We start from the raw sequence: 24,819 nt of genomic DNA on the forward strand, positions 1-24,819 counted from the left end.
AAGTATAAGCGTGCGGCAGCGTTAATCTTCCAGCGGGGCGAAAATCTGCTGCAAGTCTTCCTGCGTGAGGGCCATCTTCTGCGATTCGCCTTCGGCCAGGATCGATTGCGCCAGTTCCGATTTCTTTTGCTGCAGCAGTTGGATTTTTTCTTCCAGCGTTCCCTTCGCGATCAATTTGTAGACGAACACGGGCTTGTCCTGGCCGATGCGCCAGGCGCGGTCCGTGGCCTGGTTTTCCGCCGCCGGATTCCACCACGGGTCGTAATGGATCACCGTGTCGGCCGCCGTCAGGTTCAAGCCCACGCCGCCCGCTTTCAGGCTGATCAGGAAAATCGGCACGGCGCCCTGCTGGAAGGCCGCCACTTGCGCGCCCCGGTCCTTCGTTTCGCCCGTCAACAGCGCGTAGGGAATGTCGCGCGATTCGAGCTCTTCCTCGATCAATTCCAGCATGCTGGTAAATTGCGAGAAGACGAGGATCTTGCGCCCTTCGTCGAGCAAGTCTTCCACCATCTGCATCAGGTCGAGCAGCTTGGCCGAACCGGCCGACTGCTTCTTCGACGGCAACGACTTCACCAGGCGGGGGTCGCAACACACCTGGCGCAATTTCAGCAGCGCTTCGAGGATGACGATCTGGCTGCGCGCCACGCCTTTCTTGTCGATTTCTTCACGTACCTTTTGATCCATCGCAAGACGTACGGTTTCATACAGGTCGCGCTGCGGCCCCGTCAATTCCACCTTGCGCACCATTTCCGTTTTCGGCGGCAGTTCCTTGGCTACATTGTCCTTCGTGCGGCGCAGCAAGAAAGGCTTGATGCGGCGGTTCAGCAGCATGCGGCGCAGCGGGTCGTCCTGGCGCTCGATCGGATGGCGGAACTGGGTGTTGAACGTCTTCTCGTCGCCCAGCAAGCCCGGCAGCAGGAAGTGGAATTGCGACCACAGTTCGCCCAGATGGTTTTCCAGCGGCGTGCCGGACAAACACAGGCGGTGGCGCGCGCGCAGCAGGCCCGCGCTTTGCGCCGCCTTGCTGCGCGTATTCTTGATGTAGTGCGATTCGTCGAGGATGACCAGGTGGAAATCGTGCTCGCGCAAGGTTTCCTCATCGCGCGGCAACAGGGCGTAGGTCGTCAGCACCAGGTCGCATTGATCGATCTGGTCGAATTGCTGGGCGCGGTCCTTGCCTTGCAGCAGCAGCACTTTCAGGGAAGGCGCGAACTTGGCCGCCTCGTCCTGCCAGTTGCCCATCAAACTTGTCGGTGCAATCACCAGGGCCGGATGTGTGAGACGGCCCGCTTCCTTTTCCACCAGGATATGCGCCAGCGTTTGCACGGTCTTGCCGAGACCCATGTCATCGGCCAGGATGCCCGCCAGGTCATGGTCGCGCAGGAATTGCATCCACGCCAGGCCATCGGCCTGGTAATCGCGCAAGGTCGCCTGCAAGCCGGCTGGGGCCGCCACTTTTTGCACGGAACCGAACTGGCTCAGCTTGCGGCCCATGGCACGCAGCTGCTCGCCGCCCGTCCATTGCATCTCCAGGCCCCGTGCCAGCTCTTCCAGGCGCGCCGCGTCCAGGGTCGACATGCGCACGGCATGTTTGATCTTGTCGCTGAAATACAGTTCGCCCAAGGTGTTCAGGATGGGGCGCACACGGCCCCACGGCAGGGCCACGCGCGTGCCGTCCGGCAAGGTCGCCAGCATCTGGTCATCGTCCGCATGCGCTTCGATGACTTTCGGGTTGAAATCGTTGGGCGCGTTGCGGATCAGCTGCACCAGCACGGGCAGCAGCGGGACTCTTTCGTGGTTGACGACGATGCCCAGTTCCAGCTCGAACCAGGCGTTGCCGCTGTCCGGGTCCTGGTCGTCGATTTCCGCGTACCAGTCGCCCACGTCGCTCACGTCGTAGCGGTACTTGGCCGTCTTTTCCACGATCCAGCCCTGCTCCAGCAAGGCGTCGATGCCGGACTCGGCAAAACGCAGCCATTCCGCCTGGGAAGGCAGTTGCAAGGCACCCTTCAAGCCGCTCAAGGGGGCCGAGCCCGGCTTCTTGAATTGCAGCTTGGCCAGGGTGGCCAGCGCGCGCGCTTCGTCAACCGTGTTTCTGTGGATGATTTCCGTCACGTCGCCCACTTGCCGCACCACGCGCTGCGACGGATCGAACGAGACGCGCTCGCCATCGTAGTCGTAGGACAGCACGGCAAAATCGCTCCAGCGCTGGATGCTGCCATCGGCCAGCATCGCGCTATCGAGCAGCAAGACCGGTTGCGCCGGCACGTCCTTGCGCAAGCGCTGCGGCAACGGCTGCGGCAGCGGCATCAAATGCTGCAAGCCCTGCGCCAGCAGCAGTTGCGACACGCGAACCTTGTCGTTCGCGTTCAGAGGCGGCGCCTGCGCCACCAGCGCCTGCAAGTCGGCCAGGGAAATGTCGGAGCCGCCCTGGTTCAGTTCCAGCACGCCGCACGACAGATTGTCGATGTACCACGGCGGATCGGTGGGCAGCATGTAGTCGATCTGGTCGGCGCCATGGTGCTTCGCGCCTTCCGGCGGGTCCACTTGCCAGCCCAGACGCATGGTCTTGCCTTCGTCGCGCCAGAACAGGCGGGCCGGACGCACGGGACCTTCCTTCAACGGGTACACGAGGCCATTGCCGACATCGGCCCAGGAATTGGCCCACAACAGTTTATCCTGCTCGGCCAGCATTTTCAGCAGGGCCGCGCCCACCTTGCCCTTCGGCTCCGTGGCGCTGCCCGTCTGCGAATTCTGCCCGCTGCGCATGGCCACGAAGAAACGCACGAGGTCTTCGTCGGCCGGCGTCAAAAACGTGGGGGGCGCCGACAGCAGCGAGAAGATTTCGCTGATGGGCGACGCCGCCGCCACGTCGCCGTTCGGCCGCAGCCGCGCCTTGTACAGGCACAGGGCCACGTGGCGGCCGCCGCTGGTGGGCGCCAGCACGTAGATCAATCGGTGCTGGTTGAGTTTGGGATCAGGCTCGGCAATCGTCAGCACGGCCTTCGGATGGGCGGCAGCCTCCACCCGCTGCAGCCAGGTGGCGACGGCATACGGCAAAGGCGCTCCCGGCGCGCTGGCCGGGGCAACTGGGGTTTCACTGGTTTCGTCGCGGGTAAAATCCATGGGGCGCATTTTTGTGTAAAGGTCGTATCCAAATCGGCAACAGGCAATATTATCCGCCATACAGCCGTTGCTGGCTTGATTCACACACGCTCTTTGAGCAGTTTTAATGCGCGATGCCTAAAAAATAAGTATTTAATACGACACTTGAGGCCCGCAGATGGCAAAAATGGCCCGTTGCGGGCCATTTTTGCCACCACTGGACGGCTTATCAGGCCGGCACAGTTTCTTCTTCTGCCACGCTGGCGGCCTCGACTACCGGTGCGGTGCGCGTATCGGCCGGCGTAAAGTTGCGCAAAAACAAGAAGAACTGGCCCATCATCTGCGTCCACAGTTGCAGATTGATATTCAGGTAGTCCTTGCTGACGCCACCGGCGACCAGCACATCCATTTCCAGCACGACGAAATCGCCATGCTGGGCCACACGGGCGAAACGCTTGCTGCGGTGCCATTCGGCCAGCAAGCCGGCCGGCAAGTCGCCGCCCTGCACGCGCAGCGGGCAGCTCAGGGTCAGATCCGCGTACTGGCCAGGCGCTGCTTCATTGCCCCACAGCACCTGGAAGCCGATGCCATGGCTGGCGCTGTGCAGGCGCACAACGCCGTCGTGTTCGATGCTGGTCACGGCGCAGCCGGCCGCCTTGATGGCATCGGCCGTTTGTTCCGCATTCAGGGTGGTCAGCAAGGTGTTGGTGTTTTCCATCGTCATTCCATTCATTTCAAAAAAATTATTGGGGGGCCGGCGTTTCTGTTTGACGCGCATCAAAGCGGCCCTGGTACAGCTGGTCGCCGTATTGCTGGGCGATTTGCTCGAGTTTCACTCTGCTTTGCGCGGCGAACGGCTGGCGCGCCTTCATGACGTCCAGCACGCCGAGACCTTCATACGCTTGCAGGATGTCCTGCCCGGCCGCATACAGCTGGGCATTCTTGCTTTCGCAGCGCGCCAGGGCGCCCCGCTGGGCCGTCACTTCACCGTCCAGGCGCGCACGCTCCGCTTCCAGCCGCTTGCCCGTGGCAGTCAATTGCTCGCTGGCCTGGCGGTACTGCGCCAGGCTGGCGGCTGCCTCTTGCGCGGCGGCCGTGCTGCGCTGTTGCTGCTCGCCCAGCTTTTCCCGCTGCGCGCGCTCGTGCGCCAGCTGCGACTGGCTGCGCGCCAGCTCCTTTTTCAAGCCATCGCTGGCAGGTTCGGCCGCAACGGGCGCCGCCTTCGCGGCCGGTACGCCCTTGGCTTTCAGCAATTCAAGCTCGCCGCGCGTCTGCTGCAATTGCGCCGTGACGTTGCGCAATTCGGCCCGCAAGCGCTCTTCCATGCTTTGCCCCTTTTGTGCCTGCGCCTGGGCCGTGCCGGCGGCCAGCAAGCTCAGTAACAGCACAGGCAGGCGCATTTTGTTGGATATCAACATCATGGCTCCTTAGAAACGCGCGTTCAATTCGATTTGCAGCGTGTCGATCGACAGTGCGGAACCGAACACTTCGCGGCTCGACGTCCAGCGGCCGTTCAGCCACGTATTCTTGTCGAGCGCATACGCGCCGCCCAGGTAGTAGCCGCGCGCATTCGTGCCGCCCAGGTGGAAGGTGGAATCGTTGTAGGCGTCAGGCAAGGCATCGGGTTCGATGCGCTTGTAGCCCAATAAGACGTTCCAGTCGCCGCGCGCGGCCGGGCTGGCCTTGCCCAGGGTCGCTTGCAGCATGTAGGCATTGCCGCCGCTCTTGAAATCGGCTTGCGAGACGCCACCCGTGCCGCCGAAATTGTTCATGATGCCGCCCTTGGCGCGCGCCCACATCTCGTTCTTGTCGTAGGCCATGTTGCGCACATAATCGCCTTCGATGCGCAAGTCCGTGCCGCCGGCCACCTTGCTATCCCAGCGCGCATTCAGGTTGGCCAGGCGGAATTTCGAGGCCAGACCCACGAATTGCGGCTGCGGCGTATTGGCCGGGTCCAGCGGGTTCAAGGCGATATTGCGCAGCAACATCAAGCTATTGCCTTTTTGCATGCTCGATGGGCGCGACCAGTCCGTGCTGCACCCATCGGCGCCCGCGTACAGCGCGCACGGCTGCGAGTATTCTCCGCTGATGTTGCGGAAGTTGTAGTAGGCCAAGGCGCCGCGCAGCTGATGGTCGCTATTGATTTTCCACGACGCGCCCACCTGCGCGCCCAGCAGCCATTTGTTTTCGCTCGACATTTTTGCCTGGCTGCGGCTAGGCGCATTGTCGGACGAATACTCGAGCGGAATCAGGCCCAGGGTACCGAAGACGGTGACGTCCTTGCTGGCACCCACCGGCTGCTGCACCTTGGCGGCGATACCGTCGAAATTGAGTTCGCTGGAAAACAGTTCGTCGCCGGAGACGAAGGGATTGTCGAAGCGGCCCGCCGTCAGTTTCAGCCAGGAAGCGGGTTGGTACGATAGCCAGGCCTGGTCCAGCCAGATGTTTTTCTTGCCCAGGCCGCCACCGAGGGTTTGCGTGGTGGACACAGGGCTGTCGTCATTGCCGCTGGCCAGGCGGATCCCTGCTTGCGTGGTGTCGGAAATATCGGACAGGATGCCCAGACGGGCGCGGGCTCGCAGCAAGTGCTTGCGGTCTTCGCGCGTGTTCAGCAACGCCGGCAGGGCCAGGTTGGTGTTCGAATTGACGTCGTAGCCGCTGCCGCTGTTGAGCGAGCGCCAGTCGATCTCGATATTGCTGTTGGCCATGTCGTAGTAGCGCGATTCGTAGCGCGCGCGCACGTCGCCTTCCAGGCGGATGCGCTTGGTCCAGGCCGGCGTTTCATTCGGCGCCGCCCAGCCGCCCGCTTTTGCCTCGGCCATGACCTGGCCCTTGATCTCGTCGCGGATCTGCTCGCGCACGGTTTGCGAAATATACGGCACGCGCACGTCGCCCGGCTGCACTTGCGCCAGCGCCGCCGGCGCGGCGGCCGGACGGGCTTGCGCAGCGGCCAGCGCTTCGCTCTGCGCCTGCGCCAGCAGCGCTTCGCCGGCATCCTTGTTCAGGGCGCCGCTCTGGATCAGGCCGCGGATCAGTTTGACCATGGTGCTGTCGGCCGGTGCCGCGGCCTGGGCTTGTGCCGCGCCCGCCGCCACACTCAGGGCCAGGGCAGCCAGCGCCAGCGGAAGGCGGCGCGCACGCTGTGGGGAAGAAAATAAGGAATTCATCGCTTCTTTCGGTAAATGAGGAATTAGTTCATGCGCTTACGGGCGCCGACCTTTAATGGAAACGCGGGCCGGGAAACGCAGGGAAGCCGGTGGCCGCTCGTCGGCGCGGAAATCGCGCACCATGGCCAGCACCTGCTCATCCGTCTGCGCATTGCCCGTGCCTTGCACCAGCTGCACTTTCGTCGTCTTGCCTTCCGTATCGAGCCACAGGTCGACGCGGATGTCGCTAAACGCCAGCTGGCGCGTGCGCGGATCGCGGGCAAAGGCCAGTTGCAGCGCGTTGGCCACATAGCGGCCATACGATCCCGCGCCGAGTCCGCCGCCACCGCCGCCGCCCGTCATGCCGCCGCCGCGTCCGGCCTGGATGCCGAAGGCGTCGCTGCCGGCCTGCGCCGCGCCATCGATGGTGACGGGGTCGCCCTTGTCCGGCGACGGGCTTTCCGGCGCGTCATCCATGGGCTTGTCGGCCGGCGTCGGTTCCGGCTCCGACACTTCCGGCACCACCTTGTCCGGTGTCGGTTCCGGCAGTTTTTCCGGCTCCGGCGGCGGTGGTGGAGGAGGGGGCAGCATCAGCATCGGCGGCGCCGCCACTTCGCGCTTGGTGGCGGCCGTGTCCGACAGCAAATACCAGACCAGCGCGGCCAGCGCGCCGGCCAGCAGCACGCCGCCGGCCACGCCGCCCCAGCGGCGCCACCACTGCGCCGCACCCGACGATTCCGGGGCGGCCATCTTCATCATGTCGTCACGCTTCACCTTGCGCTCCTCATGCCGGCTTGCCGGTCACCAGGCCCACTTGGTTCAGGTCGATGCGGCGCAGCAAATCGAGCACTTCGACCACTTTCGCGTATTGCACGGCGGCATCGCCGCGCACGATCACGGGGAAGTCGGGCGTCAGGGCCTTTTCCGTGCGCAAGCGCTCTTCCAGCTCGGGCAGGGTGACGGGATAGGCGTCGAGGAAGACCTGGCCCGCGTTGTCGATGGTGATGGCCTTGGTCTTCGGTTTTTCCAGCGCCATGGCCGAGCTGGCCTTGGGCAGGTCGACCTTGATGCCGGGAATGCTGGCGTTGCTGGTCAAAATGAAGATCACCAGCACCACCAGCAGCACGTCGACGAAGGGCGTGATGTTGATGCCGCCGCTACGCTTGCGGGGGGTAAACTTGGCGGAGGTGGCCATGGCTATGCCCCCCTCACGCCTGATGCAGCGCGGGACGCATCTGGCGTCCGTCGCCCTGCTCTTCAGCCAGGCGCGTGGCGAACTCGTCGACGAAGACGGCCATATCGGCAACGATAGCGTCCGAACGCGAGGACAGCCAGTTGTAGCCGAACAGGGCGGGAATGGCCACGCCCAGGCCGGCGGCCGTACACAGCAATGCTGCCGCCATGCCCGGCGCCACCGAGTTGATGTCCACGGCGCCGGCCATGGCCGCCACGACGAACACCAGCATGATGCCGATCACGGTACCGAACAGGCCGACGTACGGCGCGCCTTCGATGGTGGTCGACAGCCAGATCATGCGTTTGGACATGCGCTCGCTTTCGCGCACCATCACGCCATCCATGGCGGCGCGGATGGCGCCTATCGTCGCGTTCGAGACGGCGTTCATGTCATAGCCGCGGTCATGGCGGCGGCGCATCTCGTCGATGGCCACGTCATACAAACGCCACAGCGAGGAATCCGTCTTCACGGAAGCACCGAGCTTGCCGCTGCGCGCCAGGTGGTCGAGCGGCGCGCCGGCCGCTTCATGGAACGACTGCATGAATTGCGCATTGGCGCGCGAGATGGCGCCATAACTGCGGCCCTTGCCGATCATGATGATCCACGACAAGACCATCATCAGGCCCAGCACGCCGACGACGATCCACGCGTCGAGCGGCATGGCGGCGATGATGAAGCCGAAATGGCTCTTGCCCGCCTGCTGTTCGTCTGCCCCAAACACGGCCAGGCGCGATTCGGAACCTTGCGAGACGGCGTCGGCCAGCAGCAGGGCATCGGGACGGGCCGTACGCGACAGGCGCAGCTCGTCGATGGCGCCCGTGAAGTTGGCCAGGGCGGAGGCACCGGAAGCGACCGGCGGCGCATCGGCGCCGACCGAAGCGGCCGTCGTAAAGGCTGGCAGCGCGGTGGCCAGCGACACGGCCGGGCGGCCGCCCACGTACAGGGCCACGTTGGCTTTGTCGGCCTTGACGGCCAGGTGCGACCATTGCGCGGCCTGGATAGGCTGGCCCGGCTTGCTGCGCTGGCCATTCACCTGTACGAAGGGCACGCCCTGGTCTATGCCGATCAGCAATTCATTGGCGCCGTCGCGGCGCGCATACAGCACTTGCTGCGCGCCCAGGTTATCGGGACGCACCCAGGCGGAAAACGTGAACGGCGCACCGGCGGCCAGCGCCAGCGATGGCGAGGCGGGCAGCATCAACGGCGTGGTGCCCAGGCGGGCGCCGGCGCCGATGACGGAACCGTCGAGCGACGGCACGGCCGTCTGCGCATGGTTGCCGTAGGCGGTGCTGTCGCGCGAGGGGACGCCAGGCTCGGTGAAGTGGTACACGAGGCTGTAGTCGGGGTCAAAAGTGCGCTGGCCGTTGCCGGAGGCGGGCGCCTTCGGATTGCCGTAGTACATCCACAGCTGCTGCGGCGTACCGGCCGTCAGGGCCGGCACGTCGACCCAGATCAGGGCGATGCCCAGCAGCGGGTTGAATTGCTCGATCTGGTGGTTCAGCACCGTTTTATCGTCGCCCGCCACGAAGCGCAGGTCGGCGCCGTTGTCGCTGACGCCTTCGAAGTTGAAGTTACCCGAATGCAGGCGCAGCAGCACGGGAATGCGGCCGGGATCGCCGCCCACGGCGCCCGCCTTCGGGCCGGCGTCGACGGTGACGGGTTTGCGGTAAGCCCAGTCGGGCTGCCACCAGGCATGCGCCAGGCCGGGAACGAGCGTGCCCAGGATCGTGAGCAGGAAAAGAAAACGTTGCATGACAGTGATTCTCCGAAGAAAAGTCTAAAAAAGTGCGGTGCTGGTGAGCTGGCCCGTCAGTAGCTGGCCGACAGGTTGAAATTGATGCGGCGCACGTGCTTGTGCGTGCGCGGGCCATCGCGCAGCGGGTAAGCGAAATCGATGCGGCCATTCAGGTAGCGCAGAAACTGGAAGCTGCTGCCCACGCCCACCGAGGCCAGGCCGAACAGGTCTTTCTGTTCCGGCAACGGGTCGCGCAGACGCAGGCGCGCCCCATCGGCAAAGGCAAACAGACGCCAGTTTTCCAGGCGGCTGAAATACGTCAGCTGGGGCGTGCGCCACTCGACGGTGCCGGAGACGCCGTAGTCGCCCGTCGCTTCGGCCGACAGGTAGCCGCGCACGGAATTGGCGCCGCCGGCGGCCATCTGCTCGCCCGACACGAGCGCCGCGTCGGCCAACTGGCCCGCCAGCTTGCCGTACAGCTGCGCGCCGCTGCCCAGGGTGGTGGTGGCGTTGGCGTCGCCCTTCAGCACGAGAAAGCTGGGCGAGGCCTTGTAGCGCTTGTTGTCGTAGGCGGCGCTGTTGCTGCCATAGCCGAACGCGGCGCGCGTGCCGGCCACCAGCGACAGGCCCAGGCCATACGTCGCCGTCTCCGTCTGCGCAAAGCCGTTGTAGGCCACGCTGAGCGGCACGTATTTCAAGGGAACGCTGGAACCGGCGCCATTCAGCTGCAGCGCTTCCTGGTTATCCTTGAAATCGATGCCGCCGCTAAAGCTGTGCCACCAGATGCCGCTGTTGGGCACCGTGTAATTGAGCTTCATGCCCAGCGCATGGCCCTTGCCCAGCACGCTGGTGCCGCCCGTGCTGGCCACGTTGCTGTTCGACTGGTAGCCGGTCGCTTCCACGCTCCAGCCCTGCGTGCCGATGGGCGCCACGTACGAGGCGGACCACACCTTGGTCTGGTTCAGATCGCCCGGCGTGCCGAAAAAGCTGATGGTGGCGCTATGCCCCATCTGCCACAGGTTGTCGTGGCCGAGCGAGATGCTGCTGCGCAGCTTCTTGGTATCGGCGCTGTAATCGTTGTTCAAGCCCACGCTGGCGCGCCACGGGCTGCTGTCCTCCACTTTCAAGTCCACGTCCATGGTGCCGGGCAGGCTGCCCTGCTTGACCAAGGGCATCACCTGGCGCTTGGGCCCCCGGTTCAGGGCCGTCAATTCCACTTGCGCCTGGGTAAAATCGGGCACCTTGCCTTCCGTCAGGGCCGGCACTTGCTGGCGCACGTCGAGCGGCGAGTTGTATTGCGCACCGACCACGCGCAAGCGCCCCACCTTCGTTTCGCTCACCTGCAGCACCACCACGCCCTGCTCCACCTGCTGTTCCGGCAAGTCCACGTAGACGGACTGGTAGCCCCTGGCTTGATATGCGGCAACGAGGGCGTCGCGCGCCCCTTCCACGTCCTTCAGGGTGCGGCCCGGCCCCAGGAAGGGCGTGACCGCTTCTTCGATGGCACGCGCGTCGAGCACGGTATTGCCGCGCACCAGGTATTCCTCGATCGTCACCTGCCGTTCCGGCGCGGCCACGGGGGCGGCGGCCGGCACAGCGTCCTGCGCACGCGCCATGCCGGGCAGCGCCAGCATGGCCAGGCACAGCATCGTCAAGGCCCTTGCAGGCGCCGCTGGCGGCACGCCCCTGCCCTTGGTTGTCATTTCACGCATCTTCCATTCACCTTAAAATCAAACGGTTGCCCTGTGTTGCGGCGCTGGGCCGGCGTTTTTTCTGTTAATGCTGATCTACTGATGCCTAGACAGCCGCCGCGCGCGACGACTGCCGAATGTCATCAAATGTTCATAAAACTCACGGCTGCAGGCCGCGCCGCTCGTTCGGCGTGAGCGCCTGCAACTGCGGCGCCGTCAACGGTCCCGCGCCCAGCACCTGCACCACGCCGGCCGGCTGGTAGCTGGACGCCTGCGGCTCGCCGCCCTGAGGCTTGCCGGCACCGGCTTCGTCCGCCTGCTCGTTGCCGAAGCCCAGCACCTTCACCGTGAACAGCGACGGCAGCGCCTGGCGCGTGGCGGCCCGTTCGCGCTGCAGCACGTCTTGCGCCGCCGTGACGGCTTGCGTGGCGGCCGCGCTGGCATTGCTGAGCGCGCCCACATTCACGGTAGCGATCACCGGCAGGCCCGCCGACTTGCCCTGCACCTGGACGTTTTCCGCATTGATCACCTGCAAGGCCGCCAGGTTGACGTTGCCCGAGACGCGGATGCCCGCCTCGCCCGCGTCGATGCTGCCCAGCGGGGCGATCAGGTCGATGTCGCCGGGCGGCACCTCCGGGATCGGATTCAGGGTGGCGATGCCGGCGCCCGTGGCCGGCGTGCTCGGCGACAGGCTGACGAGGCCGATGCTGTCGTAGGTGCGGCGCTGCGGCGTGTAGACGACGGTGGACTTGGTGCCGCGGCCCGCATTGATGTCGCCCGTGGCCGACCAGGCCAGGATGTTGCCGCCGAAGGTGGTGAAGATGCGGCTCTGGCCCAGCAGGATGCTGTCCTTCGCATACATCTGGATCTCGCCCGCGCCCTGCGTCAGCACGCCCGAGCCTTCGCCCGGCGCATAGCCGCCATCGACGCCGATCAGCGCCCGTCCGCCCGGCACCGTGATGCCGATATCGCCGCCGACATCCGTGTGGATGCCCGCGTCGTTGACGATCACGTGCGGCACGTTGACCGTCGGACGGCCCGCCTCGGCCCACTCCTGCGGGCTCAGGTAGCGCACGCCCGCGACCGGCCGCTTCGTGTAAACGCCGTCGTATTCGTTGACCGTGTACAGCGCGCTGCTGAACATCGTCAGGTCGCCCTGGTACTCGATCTTCTGGCCCGCCTTGTCCTGTGCCGGGAACAGGGTGGCGATCGCTTCGCGGCCGCGCAGGTAGCTGCCGCGGCGCATGCCGTCCGGATCGTTGTACTCGCGCCCGGCCGCCTTCAGTTCGGCAAAGTAGACATTGCTCAGGTAGACCTGCTGCTGCTCCTTCGGCAAGGCGGCAAAGAAGCTGCGCGCATCGGTGGCCGGGTCGTAACGGATGCCCAGGCCGCTGTCGCCGCCGAAGCGCGTCGTCAGCCAGTTCACCAGGTGCAGCTGGCTGACCTGCGCATATTCGCGCGCCAGGTCGCGCCGCACGGCGCCCGTCTGCTGGCCGGCCTTTTCCAGTTCAGCCTGTTTCGTGCCGAGGAAGGCGGACGCACCCGCCTCGTCGCCGCTGTAGGCGAACTGACCGCGCAGCCAGTCGGCCAGGGTCAGCTTGCCGCCGTAGACATACACGGCGCTGCCGGCCTGGTCGGCCAGCGGGCGGCCTGGGTCGGCCAGCTTGGCCGGATCCAGGTAGCGCGCCGCGAAGGCCGCATAGTCGGGACCATTGCGGCCCACGCCGGCCGCCACGCTGATGCCGGCGCCGTTGCCGCGTTCGCCGGGGCCGGTGTTGACGATGGCACCGAGGCTGCGCAATTCCGCCTTGTCGGCCATATACAGGTCGCGCCCGGCGCTCACGTTCAGCTGGCCCGGTCCCGCCACATAGAAGGTGCTGTAGCGGATGTCGCGCCCGGCGCTGACGACGGAGACGTCGTCGGCATTGCGGTGCACGAACAGATTGCCGCGCGCGGACGAGACGCCGGAGACCACCGGCTTGTCCGGAAAATCGGGCCGGCCGACAAAGCCCTGGCTGGTCCATCCGGCCGCGCCTTCCGGCACGCCTTCGACGCTGCCGAGCGGCGTGCCCGAATTGACGATATCGCGCCCAGCCCGCACGGCCACGGCGCCGCCGCCTTCGTACCACACGCCCAGCGGGCCCGTTTCGCCCTTTAGTGTTCCCCGGTACACGATGCCGCCCGTACGCAGGCCGACGATGTCGCCGCTGTTGGCATAGAAATGCGCGGGCACCTGGCCCACCGGCACGTAGTCCGACACCGTCGGCGCCGTCATGCTGAACAGCGGATACAGTTGCTGCGAGCCCTCGCTGGCGCCATTCGACGACGAACCGAACCATTTCAGCGCACCGGGCGCCAGCCCGTTGGCGCTGACGTTATGCAAGGGCAGCAGGCCGAACCAGACCGGGTCCAGGGCGCCGACGAAGCCCGGGTTGAATGGACTTGGCAACAGGCGCGGATCGGCGCCCGATGCGGTGATCGGATAGCCGGCCGCATGGATGGAGTCGGCCGCCAGCATTTCCAGCTGGCCCGTGCCCGTCTTGACAAATTGCGGCGCCACCGGCGACGGCGCCAGGATCACGCCGTTTTGCGGCATGTCGACCTTGCCGCCCTCGCTCAGCCTGCCCAGGCTGGCATTGCCGTAATACAGGCTGCCGCTGGCGGCCACGGCGCGCAACACGGACGGCATGACAAAACGTGCATCCGTTGGCGCGTGGTTATCGCCCATGTCCGATTGTATCCAGGCGGACGTCGGCGTCAGATTGCCGCCCGCGCTGAACAGGTCGATGGCGGTGGCCGGCGTCCACAGCGAGAACCAGCTCCAGCCTTCGCCCTGGCGCTCGACGCCCTGGTAGTTGAACGGCGAACCATTGCCCAACTGCTTGACGCGGCCCGCATCGGCCGTACCGCCCAGCACCAGGTCGCCGCGCGCATCGATGCGCACGCCGCTGTCGCCCGGCACGAGGATGGGCCCGCCGCTGGCAATGGCCGTGCCCGCCGTATACGTTTCATACGGCCGCGATTCCTTCGGATCGGCGCGGTCGAAGCGCAGTTCGACGCCGCCCACGGCGCCCGCCTCCATGCGCAGCGCGCCGCGCAGATTGGTGAAGGTGCTGTTGAGCGTCGGATACTGGCGCTCGAAGCGCGTGTCGGCATTCGGGGCATCGCTGTTGGCATCGAAGCTGCGCACTTCGGCGACAGGGTTGAGCCCGCCGCCTATGCGGATGTCGAGGTCGCCACCACCCGTCAGCAGCAGCTTGCCGTCCGGCGTGACCCTGCCCGTGCTGCCCACGGCCACGTTCAGGCCCTGGCTGCGCGGCGCGAACACGCCGCCCGGATCGGCGCGCGAGGTCAGCATGCCGGCGTTGCCGCCCGCCTGCAGCAGCACATTGCCGCCGCCGAGGGTGCCGATGCCCGTAAAGCCCGACACGACCGGCAGACCCGCAAACAGGTCGCCGCCTTCGGGACGCGCGACATAGGTGCCGAAATTGATCCACCATGCCGTCGGCACGCCCGCCCCCGTGCTGCCGCTGCCCTGGCGCCACAACCAGGCGCCGATGTCGCTGGTGTCCTGCTGCGCGCCCAGGGTGCCGATGGCATCCTCGCGGCGCTGCTGGGCGGTGCCCACGGTGTCGCCCTTGACGTCGCCCTGGGCGCGCAGCAGCAGGTTACCGCCGTGCTCGGGATACCAGGCGCGGTACAGGCTCTCGCTGCCGCCATCGACGAAACGCGTCAACTTGTCGTCGCCCAGCGCGCCGAGCAGCTTGCCCTTGGCGTTCAGGCCGCGCGGCAGGTTGAACAGATCCTTGCCATCGACCAGCGGCGAGGCCGACTGCGTGCCCGCCGTGTAGACGCCATACAGCGAACGCATGTCGAAATCGCCGGCAGCGAGCAAATCGAGGTCGCCTGTGCCCGTGCGCAGCACGCTGAACAGGAGCTGGCGCGCCGGCTCATCCTTGGTCACCATTTCGGGCGGCGTGCCGTCGGCAATCTTGGTCACCAGATCCGCATAACTCTCCAGCATGTTCGCTTCGGTACCAAACCACGTTGCGATATCGACCTCGCCTTCCGGGTACCCCAACATGGTGGCGTACTCGTTGAAAATATAAGTGCCTGGCAAGCCCGTACCCGGCTTGACCGACGTCCGTTCCTCCATGCCGTAATGCGTATCGGCCAGCATCAGATGGGCGTCCTTCGCATGCGGCCGCAGCGCGCGCGTATCGGCGGCGGCAGTATCGGCGCCGCCCACCAGGCGCAGCGACCACGCTTGCGAACCCTGGGCCAGCATGGGCGCCAGCGCCAGGTTGCGGCCCTGCTTGCCCGCGCCGTCGGCAGGGCGCAGCGCCACCATGGTCGCGTCGCCAGGCAGCTTGACCAGCGTGCCGGCCGGCAGCACGCTGCCCTTGTCCAGCGCCAGCGCCGCCGCCAGCACCACGCCGTTGACGGGATTGACGCTATCGCCCGTGTCCCGCGGCTTGCCTTCCGGGAAAGGCAAGGCCACGTTTGCCGGCCACAGCATGGCCGCCACGCTGGCCGCGCCGGGCAGGCGCAGGCCGGGATCGAGCTGCATGCCGCTCGATAAGGCCAGCGCCTTCGGCAAGACCGTACCGGCCGCGTACAGCACCTTGCCGTCGGCATCGCGCACGGCACCGCCAAGCACACTACCGGCAGGCAAGTTCAATTCCGCCGTCAAGGTGGCGCGCGCCGCCAGCAAGGTGCCGCCGCGCAGCTGCATGGCCTTCATCGGCACGGCGAAATTGACGCTCGTGCCCGATTGGAAATACGTGTCTTCGGCCAGGGTCACCAGACCCGCTTGCGGTACGACGACTTCGCCGCCCCACGGCAAGCGGCCCTTCACCAGCTGCCAACCCTTGTCGTCCGACGTGACGGGCAAGGTGCGGGTATCGAAGCCATCCGTGATACTGCCAAAGACGCTGAGCTTGCCACCGGCGCGCACGACCAGCGCGCCCGCCTCGCCCGAGCCGTACACGCCGCTCAGGCGCGCCAGCGGATTGACGCCGTCGTAGCGGTGGCCCGACAGGTCGATGTCGCCATCGATGTGCAAGTCGCCGTCCGGCGCGGCGCTGACGATCTCGACGCCAGGGCGCAGGTGGAAAGCGTTGGCATCGCCACGCAAGCCGCGCAATTTGCTGTCCATCAAGTTGCCGTTGGCCAGCGCGTGGGCCATGAAGAGCTGGCTGTCCCCGTGTTTCTCGTCCAGATAGGCCTGGTTGATGCCCTGGTAGCTGCGGCCGTCCGCATCCTTGCCGGTACCGGCCGGGGCATCCTTGTATTGCCAGAAAGCGTTGACGTTGATGGTGCGCGCGCCGGCGATGTTCAGCGCGCCAGCCGCATCGATATCGACATCGTCGCCCGTGGCGCCGCCGAGGCGGCGCGCGTTCAGGTCGATGCTGCCGTAGTTGCCGTAGTTGCCGCCCTTGTCGCCGCTGCGCAGGTCGAAACGCGCGCCGTTTTCCAGGCTCAGGCGGCCGCCAGGCGAGGCCAGTTCGATGACGGCGCGGTTCGGCGCCTCGATCACCTGGCCATAGCTATCTGTGCGCAGCACCGTGCCATGCGCGTCGAGCACGGCGCCCGATTGGATGGTGACGCCGTCGCGGCCGGCCAGACGGATGCTGCCCACCTGCTCGCCGCTGGCGTCGATGCGGCCGCTCACGGTCAAGCTGCCGCCATCGACGGAGACGCTCACTTCGCGCGCCTTGACCTCGTCGCCGATGGTCAGATCGCCCTGCTTGAGCTGGAAGCTGCGGCTGCCGAATACCTTGCCCGTGTTCAGGCGCTGGTTCAGGCCGGCGAAGTCGCCGATCTGCCGGGCGCGGATTTCCACGCCGCCGGCCGCGTACGGCACGAGAGTGCCGCCCGCGTCATAATGGCCGCTGGCGCCGCCCAGCAAGCTGCCGCGCAAGTCGGCAGTGCCGGCCGCGTCGCCCGTGGCCATCACGCTCAGCTTGCCGGCGCGGTTGTTCACGGCCGACACGTCGATCACGGAAGCGGCCGCCTGGCGCACATCGCCTGCGCGGCTGTCGAGGATCACGTCGCCGCCCCAGCTGTACTTGCTGGTGTCGTAGAAATCGATCTTGCGGCCCGCCAAGTCCAGCTTGGCCTTGTCGCCCAGCAGCACATCGCGCTCGGCCGACAGGGTCAGTTTTCCGCTTGGCAAGACCACGGACGTATCCACGCTGACACTGTTGCCGTTCAGCGCCACTTCGGCGCCCAGGGCGCCGGCCAGCGCCGCGTTCGTCGGCGTGGCGGCCGCCGCGCCGGCCGGCGCGCTCACCTTGAGGTCGCCGCCCGCCGTGATGCGGTTGACGGAACCGGCCGCGCCCGTCAGCAGCGGCGTGTTGATCAGCAGATCGCCGCCGCTGTAGCGGTAGCCATTGGTGGCCGTATCCCACGCGCTTTGCGACTGGTAGACGGACAGGCTGCTTTTGTTGTTGGCGGTCAGCTGCTCGCTGGCATTGAGCGCCACCTGGCCGAAGCCCAGTATCAAACGGTCGAGGTTGTGGATGGTGTCGGGACGGCTGTCCGGCGTGAAGCCGAACTCGATGCGCTTGGCGTCGATCTGCAAGCGGCCGCTGCCCGTGCCGGGGCCGTTGGCAACGACGGCGCCGGGCGCGTTCGTCGCGCCCTGCCACACGAGGGTGTCCGTGTGGATGCGCGCCAGCGCGTCCGTGCCGCCATAACCGTAGATGGCGGGCGTGTTGAGCACCAGGCGCGACAACGACGACTTGCCCGTCGCCGCATCGATGGTCGACAGCTGCGACGAATCGTAGAAGTTGAAGGAATTGCGCGCCGTCAAGCCCAGGCTTTCCAGCGCCGGCGCGCCCGTGCTCGTGTCGCCGCGCAGCAGGCGGTCGAGCACGTCCTGGTTCAGCGCCAGGCCGTCCGGCAGGGCGCCGCGGGCGCTGGCGTCGGCCAGCGACGCGGCGCTGCCGATATTGATAGCCCCCATCCCCAGCACCAGGTTGCGCGTGCCGTAGCGCACGTTGTCGCGCAGGGTAAACGCGCGTTCCGTCACGGCGGCGATGGTGCCTTCCGAATACAGCGAGGTGGTGCCCGCGCAGGCGCCGCCCGCCTTGGCGCACGTACCGATGTCGATGCTGCCGGGGCCATCCGAATCGGACGGCGTGCGCACGGCCGGCAGCATGTCCAGCCAGCCGTTCGAGACGGCCAGCACGCTGCCCATCGGCTGGTACACAAAGCCGTCGCGCGAATCCCAGGCCGCCTTGCCGCGGCCCAGCGTATTGATGCCGGAACCTTGCTCGAGGAAGATGCCGTCGTCGGTTTTCGTGGTCACCAGGAACACTTCGGCCGCCTTCAGCACGGCACCGTCGCGCAGCACGATGCCGCCCGCCGATTCGTTGATGGCGGCGATATTGGCCCGCTGATTGGTACCCGTGGCGAAATCGCTGTAGGTGACGCGCGGCAAGCCGCCGATGCCCAGGCGCTGGGCGCCGAAGGCATTGATTTGCGAAGCGTGCACGGAGACGCCATCGAAGTCCGCCTGCGCTGCCGTGCCGTCGGCCAGCACTTGATAGCGGGTACCCGCATGGCCACCCGTGCCCAGCAGCAGCGAGCCGCCGAAGCCGCCCTCGGCCGGCGTGTACAGGGCGCTGCCATCCATCATCAATGGCGTGTGGTTATTCTCGATGCTGTGCAGCGACGGGGCGATCAGTTGCACCCGCACGCCCTTGGCGTCGCGTTCCAGCGTGGTGCGCGGCACGCCGTCGCGCGTGGCTTGCGCCACGGCAAAGGCGGCATAGCCCGTTTCATTGTATTGCGAGTAGGTACGCAGCACGTCGGCCGGCGTCAGGATGGCCTGGCTCGGCACGGCGTCGCGGATGGCCGTGCCGGCGATGCCCGTCTGCGCCGCCGTCGCATACGAACCATTGCGCATGGCCACCGTGCCGCCCGCCTCGACGGCACCGGCCAGTCCGTTCAGCTCCACGCGGAAGGCGCCCGGCAGCAAGGCGAAATTCGACGGCAGCAAAGTGTAGGTGCCGGCCGCCAGGCCGGGCACGCCCGCGGCTATGGTGATCTGGCGCCCCACGGCCGGCTTGCCCGCGCCCTGCTCGGCCATCAACGGCGCCACGTCCGGCTGCACGCCGGGAATGATGGCGTATACGGGATTGGTATTCAGGCCGGGCAAGGTAAAGCCGCCATTCGGCTTCATCTGCACCAGCGGATTGAGGCGCGCATCGGTGGAACCGCCCCGTCCGGCCAGGAAGGCCGCACCCGTCAGGGTGCCGCCGCCCGACAGGTCGAGCACGGCGCCTGCTTGCACGTCGACGGCGGCGCCGACCAAGGCGATCTCGGGGCCGTTGCCCACGCCCTTGAAGACGACGTCGTTGCCGTCATACAGGTAGCTGAGGCCATCGAGCGTGCCGCCGTACGGCATCGCCAAGCCTTTCGCGCTGACGGACGTCAGGCTGCCCGGCAGCAGATTGACGTGGCCCGTATTGGCTTCAAAGCCTTCGGCCCCCAGGGTGATCTGGCCCAGCGGCGCGCGCAGCACGCCGTGCTGGTTGATGGTGGGCGCGACCAGGCTCAGGCTGCCGAACACTGAAAACGGTTGGTTGGGCGTGGCGCTGCCGGCGCTGCGCTCAACAGTGAGCGTGCGCAGCGGATCGAGCGTGACGCGCACATTGCCGTACTCGTCGACCCGGCTGCTCTGGCCCACCGTGACCATGCCGCTGTCGCCCGTGGCCGGGTAGATTTGCGCGGCGACCAGAGTGGCATTGCCCGGCTGGTACAGGGCGGCGTTGTTCGACATGCGCAAGTCGCCGCGGCTGTTCAGGGTCAGCTGTTCGAAGGCATCGCGTTCGACGGCCAGCGGCGTGCCGCTGCTCTGCACGATTTCGCCGCGCGTGCCCATGTTGACCTCGCCCGCGAGATCGAGCATGCCCGCATCGATCTGCAGCAGGGAGCCGTCGGCCACCAGCGGCACACCCAGCATGCCGCGCCCCTTACCCGAGTTTTTCGAGCCCTTCACGGCATTGGGCACGATGTAATTGTCTTTCTGCGCGCGCGCGGCCGTTCCCAGGCGCACATACGGCGCCGCCAGGCGCACCTGGCTGGCAAGGCTAGCCAACTTGTCCTGGCCGTTCGCATCGGGCTGTGGCGTCTGCGGCGGCTGCTGCGCCAGGCCCAGCGAACTGGCGCTCAGGCGCAAGCTCTGGCCCAGCGCCAGGCTGACGTCGCCATCGACGCTGAGCATGCCGTTCACATGCATGGCCAGGTTATCGAAGCCGCCCGCCCGCACGCGGTCGGCGCCCAGGCGCGCACTGCCGTAGCGCAAGGCTTCATCCTGCTGGCCGGCACGCAAATCAACCGGCAAGACGCTGTCGCCCTGCACTTGCGCCAGCACGAATTCGCGCGGTACCCGCACCGCATTGTCGACGCCATCGCCTTCCAGCGTCTGGCGGTTCACCTGGCCATAATTGGGCGTGTCCAGCGCCATCGCCAGGGTGCCGCCGGCCGCCCCGGCGCCACCGGCCACCGCGCGCAGCGTGCCATCGGCAAAGATGCCGTTGTACGAACTGAGCGAAATCAAGCCGCCGCTGCCGGCCACGTTGACGGCGCCCTGGTTCGGCAAGTCCAAAGTGGCTTGCGCGCCGCTGGCGTCGAGCAGCGCACCCGGGCGCACGACGACAAAGGCATCGACCGCGTCGACGCTGGCCGCGTCGGCCTTGTAGCGGGCGCCGATTTCGATGCTGCCGCCCTTGTCGGCGCGGCCATAGCGCCCGCCGCGCATGTCGGTGGCGACGGTGGCGCGGCCCGCGACGTCGAGCACGGCGTGTTCGCCGATCCAGATCGACGTGGCTTGTCCCTTGCCGTTCGGCACATCGGCATCGCTGCCCGTGCCAAACGTGCCGGGCAGGATGGCGATCTTGCCGCCCCAGGCGTCGAGTCGGCCGTCGATGCTGACCTGGCCATTGCTCGTCATGCTGATCTGGCGGCCAGGATCGACCGTGACGACGGCGCCTTGCGCCACGGCCAGAGCGCCCTTCACGTACGGGCTGCCGGCCGCCAGCGTCAGATCGGCGCCGGCGCGCTGCGTCAAGCGGCCCTTGCGCGCATCTTCCTGGTACAGCTCTGGCGTCCACACTTCCAGCGCGGCAGCCGGATCCGTGCCGCTCGCCACCGTGTGGCCGGTAGCGGGATTGAAGCGCAGCACGGGCATTTTCACATCGATATACGCATCCTTGACCACCACGACGCCGTCGCGGCCCGTGACGGCGTAGTCGGCAAAGCCGCTCTGGAACAGGCTGGCGTCCAGCGCCAGCATGGGCTGGACGGCAACGTCACGGCCCAGCATGGTGCCGGTCGGCAGCAGCGCGCCGCGCGGCGCGTGCACGTCGTCGGCGGCGATGCTGCCGGCAGCATACTGCGTCGTCATCGGCAAGATGGGCAAGCCGTTCGGGAAAGCCGCCGCCGAGACCTCGAATCCCGTAGCGAGGCCATTGATGGCCGTCACCACGCTGCCGGCCGGCGCGACGGAGCCGCCCCAGACATACGTCGTGCCGTCGATGACGACGTTCGCGCCCGGCGGCACCAGCAGGTCACTCCCCAGCACCAGCGGTTTCTGCGCCGACACGTCGACCGTCACGGGCTGGTCCAGGATCTGGCCCGGCTTGATCAGGCTGCTGGTAAGCGCAAAATCGAAGGGAATCTTCTCGCCCTTGGCAATCAAAAACTCATCGGCCAGGCGCAGGCCGACGGGCGCGCTGCTTCCTCCTGGCAGCACATCCCCGTCCTGCAGTTTGCCGCCGATGCTGACGGCCGTGCCGCTGTCGATCGTCAGGCGTCCGCCGCCCTTCACGCCATGGCCGCGCAACTCGCCGTCAAGCTTGAGCAAGGCGCCCGTCGGCGTTTTTTCGCGCGGCAAGTCGACGGCCAGGGCGATGTCGCCGCCGCGCCCGCCCTGCAGGCTGCCATTGCTCATCAAAGCCGCGCCCGACGAAACGTCGATGACGCTGCCGCCGGCCAGCTCGATGCCGCCCGAACTCTTCAATGTGACCTTGCCGCCATTCACGTACGGCAGGCCGGCGACCGCGCCCGGGTCCAGCTCCAGGTTGCTCCACAGCCCCCGCGCATCGAGACGCACGCCGGGCGCCACGCGCACGCCCGCCGTTCCCGTGGCGCGCCCTTCCGGCGACACGGTCCCTTCCACCCACCCGACACCCGCGTTCGCCAGGTAGCGCGAGACGATGTCACCGGCGGCGATGCTGCCGCTGCGCGCGCTTACATTGGCCTTGATGGCCACGTCGGTGGCGTGCAGGGCAATGTCGCCGCCATCGGCCACGCGCACGTCCGCGTTGACGTCGAGCTTGTCGTAGGCGTAGATATTCAGGGCGCCCAGTTCCAGGCCGTTGAGCCAGTCCGCGTCGAGCTGCAAGGTCTTGCTGCGCGCGGCAGGCAAGGCTTCACTGAGCAGCTGGCCATCGGCGACGGGCGCCACCTTGCCGATCTCGACGTTTTCCAGCACGGCTTGCGGGCTGTCGCGCAACTGGCCCGCCTTCGTATCGAAGACGGGCGTCATTTTGCCGACGATCAATTGACCGGCACGCGCGGCCGACGTCTGCGACTGCTTGTAGCTATCGACGCCGTCATCGCGCTTGCGCTGCTGGCGTTCGCCCTGGAACACGGACGTGTCGATATCGCCTTCCAGCACGGCGGCGCCCGTGGAAACGATCAGACGGCCCGCATCGCGGCCCACCGTGTAGCCGTTTTCCAGGCGCTCGCGTGGACCGATCAAGGCATTCGCGTGGGTTTCCGTCGTGTTCGCGCCCCAGCGCGCATGCGTGCTTTCATAGCCGCGGTACAAGCCCGTGTACAGATTGTCGCCAGGGGCAGTGCTCAGCTTGTACATCGCGCCATCGGCGCCTTTCAGCCACGTCTGCTTGACCATGCCCGTCTGCACGTCCAGCGAGCCGCCGGCGATATTGATGCGCGAACCGGCCTGCGTCACCACTTCGCCGCCGCCAAAGCCGACGGTGCCGCCCTGGGCCGCCCATTCGCCGATGCCGTGGCCGCTGGTATTGAGGTAGCCGCTCACTTCCAGCAAGCCGCCCGCCGTGTACCAGCGGTCCGTGGCGTAGCCGTTGGTGCCGGCCGGCACCAGCACCAAGTCGCGGCGGTCGACCCACACGTCGCTGTTGTTCAGGTATTTGGCGTCGCGGCTGCCCGGCGCGTCGCGCTGTTCGTTGCCTTGCACGTTGATCAGCACATTGTTGCTGCTCATGTCGACCTTCACGCCGACGGCACCGGAGACGTCGATGGCGGCGCCGCGCGCCACGTGGCTGCGGCGGGCCGCATCGGCCAGCACCTGGCCGCCCGTGGCCAGAGTCAGCGAATCGCCTTCGAACTCGATGTTGCCGGCGGAAACGATGCGCACCAGCGACTGGTCGCGCCGGTCTTGTGGCGTATCCGTGCCCTTGCCCGTGTCTTTCAGCAAGGTATCGCGCTGCACGTCGAGCGCCGTGGCGCCGTTGTCGTCGATGACGATGGCGCTGACGCTGCCGCGCGCCAGGGTGACGCCGGCGTTCTCGCCCGCCGCCGCCAGGTGGATCGTGCCGCGGCCATTGACGGTCGTGCTCGACAACAGCACGCCATCCTGGCGCACGCTATTGCCGCTGAGCGTGATGTCGCCCGTGGCCGCCTGGATCAAGCCATTGTTGACGACGCTGCCGGCGCCGCTGTCGGCCACGCGCAGCATCTCGACTTCATTGCCGCGCGTGCTCGAATACTGGTTCTTGTCCGTGCCCATGCCCTGGCGCACGACGATGGCGTCGCCGGCCGCCAGGGTGGTCTGGCCGTTCGGCGTGGTGATGGCGCCCGCATTCTCGACGGCGCGGCCGGCCAGCAGCACGTAGCCGCCGCCTTCCGTCACCGTTTGCGGCTTGCGCGTGTCGATGCGCGCGCCGGCGGCGACGACGACGTCCGCCTCGGCCGCCGCATGCGTAAAAGTATTCTGGCCCAGCAACAAGTCATTCGCGAAGGTCGGCACGGCGCCCGTGCCCTGCGTCTTGCCGTACAGGCCGCTCTTGAACTGGCTGTCGCTCATGCCCATGGCGGCCGCCGCCAGGCTGCGCGTATCGATCTGGCTGCTGCCCGTAAACACGATACCGTTGCGGTTGACGATCATCACCGTGCCGTCGGCCTTGATCTGGCCCTGGATCTGGCTGGGGCGCGCCAGCGGATCGTTGACGCGGTTCAACACGGACCAGTGCGATTTCTGGTCGAACTGCAAGGTGGTGTTCTTGCCGACGTTAAAACTTTCCCAGTTCAGGATTGCCTTGTCGTCCGTCTGCACGACCTTCACGACGGTCTTGCCATCGGCCTGGGTTTGCACGGGCGCCTGGGCGTTGAGCCAGCCTGCCGTCAGGCTGTTGCTGTCGACCTGCAAGCCGCCCTTGACGAGGCCGTCGGGCGCGCCACCAGCGGCCAGCGCCGCCTGGCGCGCGGCCGCCTGCACCGCCTGTTCAGCGGCGATGCCGCGCGCGGCCAGCAAGAGATTGTTCAGCGATTGCTGCAGCTTGCCTTCGGCCTTTTGCTGCTGCAGCAAAGGATTGTTCAGCGAGGTAGCCGGCTGGCCATTCGGCAAGCGTCCCGTGGCGGCGGCCGTGCCCTGCTGCGCGCCCTTGCCCGCGAACCAGGCGCCGCTGAACGGCTGCTGCGCCTGCGCGCCGCCCGCCTGCAGCAGCATGGCGATGGCCAGCGCCAGCGGTTTCAAGCGCACCGGGCGCCCGTTGTGGCTGCCCGCCATGGCGGAGGAGGATGCGTGTTTCGTGACCGACTTGCTTCGCTGCATGGCGACATTCCCTTTTCATGTTCCGTTGCTGACCGATATCGCGAGGCGGCGCGCGGCACGCACAGGGGCGGGCG

At 66.8% G+C, this 24,819-nt stretch carries 9 protein-coding genes; all 9 read right to left on the reverse strand.

Annotation, left to right across the window (positions count from 1 at the left end):
• Positions 1 to 21: 21 nt before the first annotated feature.
• The 9 genes from ACQ4WO_RS25890 to ACQ4WO_RS25930 all read right to left on the reverse strand — a co-directional run bounded on the left by ACQ4WO_RS25890 (position 22) and on the right by ACQ4WO_RS25930 (position 24,745).
• Positions 22 to 3,126, reverse strand: a complete 3,105-nt coding sequence (locus ACQ4WO_RS25890; RefSeq protein ID WP_436483819.1) for a DEAD/DEAH box helicase — start codon at positions 3,124 to 3,126, stop codon at positions 22 to 24.
• A gap of 208 nt (positions 3,127 to 3,334) precedes the next feature.
• The gene (locus ACQ4WO_RS25895) at positions 3,335 to 3,823 is read right to left on the reverse strand and encodes a YbjN domain-containing protein (RefSeq protein WP_436483820.1); all 489 of its coding nucleotides are present in this window, start codon (positions 3,821 to 3,823) and stop codon (positions 3,335 to 3,337) included.
• 25 nt (positions 3,824 to 3,848) lie between these two features.
• Positions 3,849 to 4,526 (reverse strand): hypothetical protein, encoded by a 678-nt coding sequence (locus tag ACQ4WO_RS25900; RefSeq protein ID WP_436483821.1) that lies wholly within the window; start codon positions 4,524 to 4,526, stop codon positions 3,849 to 3,851.
• A gap of 6 nt (positions 4,527 to 4,532) precedes the next feature.
• Entirely contained in the window at positions 4,533 to 6,272 is a 1,740-nt protein-coding gene (locus ACQ4WO_RS25905) for a putative porin (protein WP_436483822.1), read from the reverse strand.
• Positions 6,273 to 6,308: 36 nt separating this feature from the next.
• Positions 6,309 to 7,025 carry an energy transducer TonB family protein gene (locus tag ACQ4WO_RS25910; RefSeq protein ID WP_436483823.1) on the reverse strand — a complete coding sequence of 239 codons (717 nt, stop codon included), beginning with the start codon at positions 7,023 to 7,025 and terminating at the stop codon, positions 6,309 to 6,311.
• A gap of 10 nt (positions 7,026 to 7,035) precedes the next feature.
• Positions 7,036 to 7,446, reverse strand: a complete 411-nt coding sequence (locus ACQ4WO_RS25915) for an ExbD/TolR family protein (RefSeq protein ID WP_034753784.1) — start codon at positions 7,444 to 7,446, stop codon at positions 7,036 to 7,038.
• Between the two features lie 13 nt (positions 7,447 to 7,459).
• On the reverse strand, positions 7,460 to 9,241 hold the full coding sequence (locus tag ACQ4WO_RS25920) for a DUF2341 domain-containing protein (protein ID WP_436483824.1): 1,782 nt from the start codon (positions 9,239 to 9,241) through the stop codon (positions 7,460 to 7,462).
• Positions 9,242 to 9,297: 56 nt separating this feature from the next.
• Positions 9,298 to 10,935, reverse strand: coding sequence for a ShlB/FhaC/HecB family hemolysin secretion/activation protein (locus ACQ4WO_RS25925; RefSeq protein WP_436483825.1), 1,638 nt, complete (start codon positions 10,933 to 10,935; stop codon positions 9,298 to 9,300).
• Between the two features lie 139 nt (positions 10,936 to 11,074).
• Positions 11,075 to 24,745: a filamentous hemagglutinin family protein gene (locus tag ACQ4WO_RS25930; protein ID WP_436483826.1), complete on the reverse strand. Its 13,671-nt coding sequence runs from the start codon at positions 24,743 to 24,745 to the stop codon at positions 11,075 to 11,077.
• Positions 24,746 to 24,819: the final 74 nt, after the last annotated feature.

The sequence above is a fragment of the Janthinobacterium aestuarii genome (genome assembly GCF_051380835.1).
In the GTDB taxonomy this organism is placed as follows: domain Bacteria; phylum Pseudomonadota; class Gammaproteobacteria; order Burkholderiales; family Burkholderiaceae_D; genus Janthinobacterium; species Janthinobacterium aestuarii.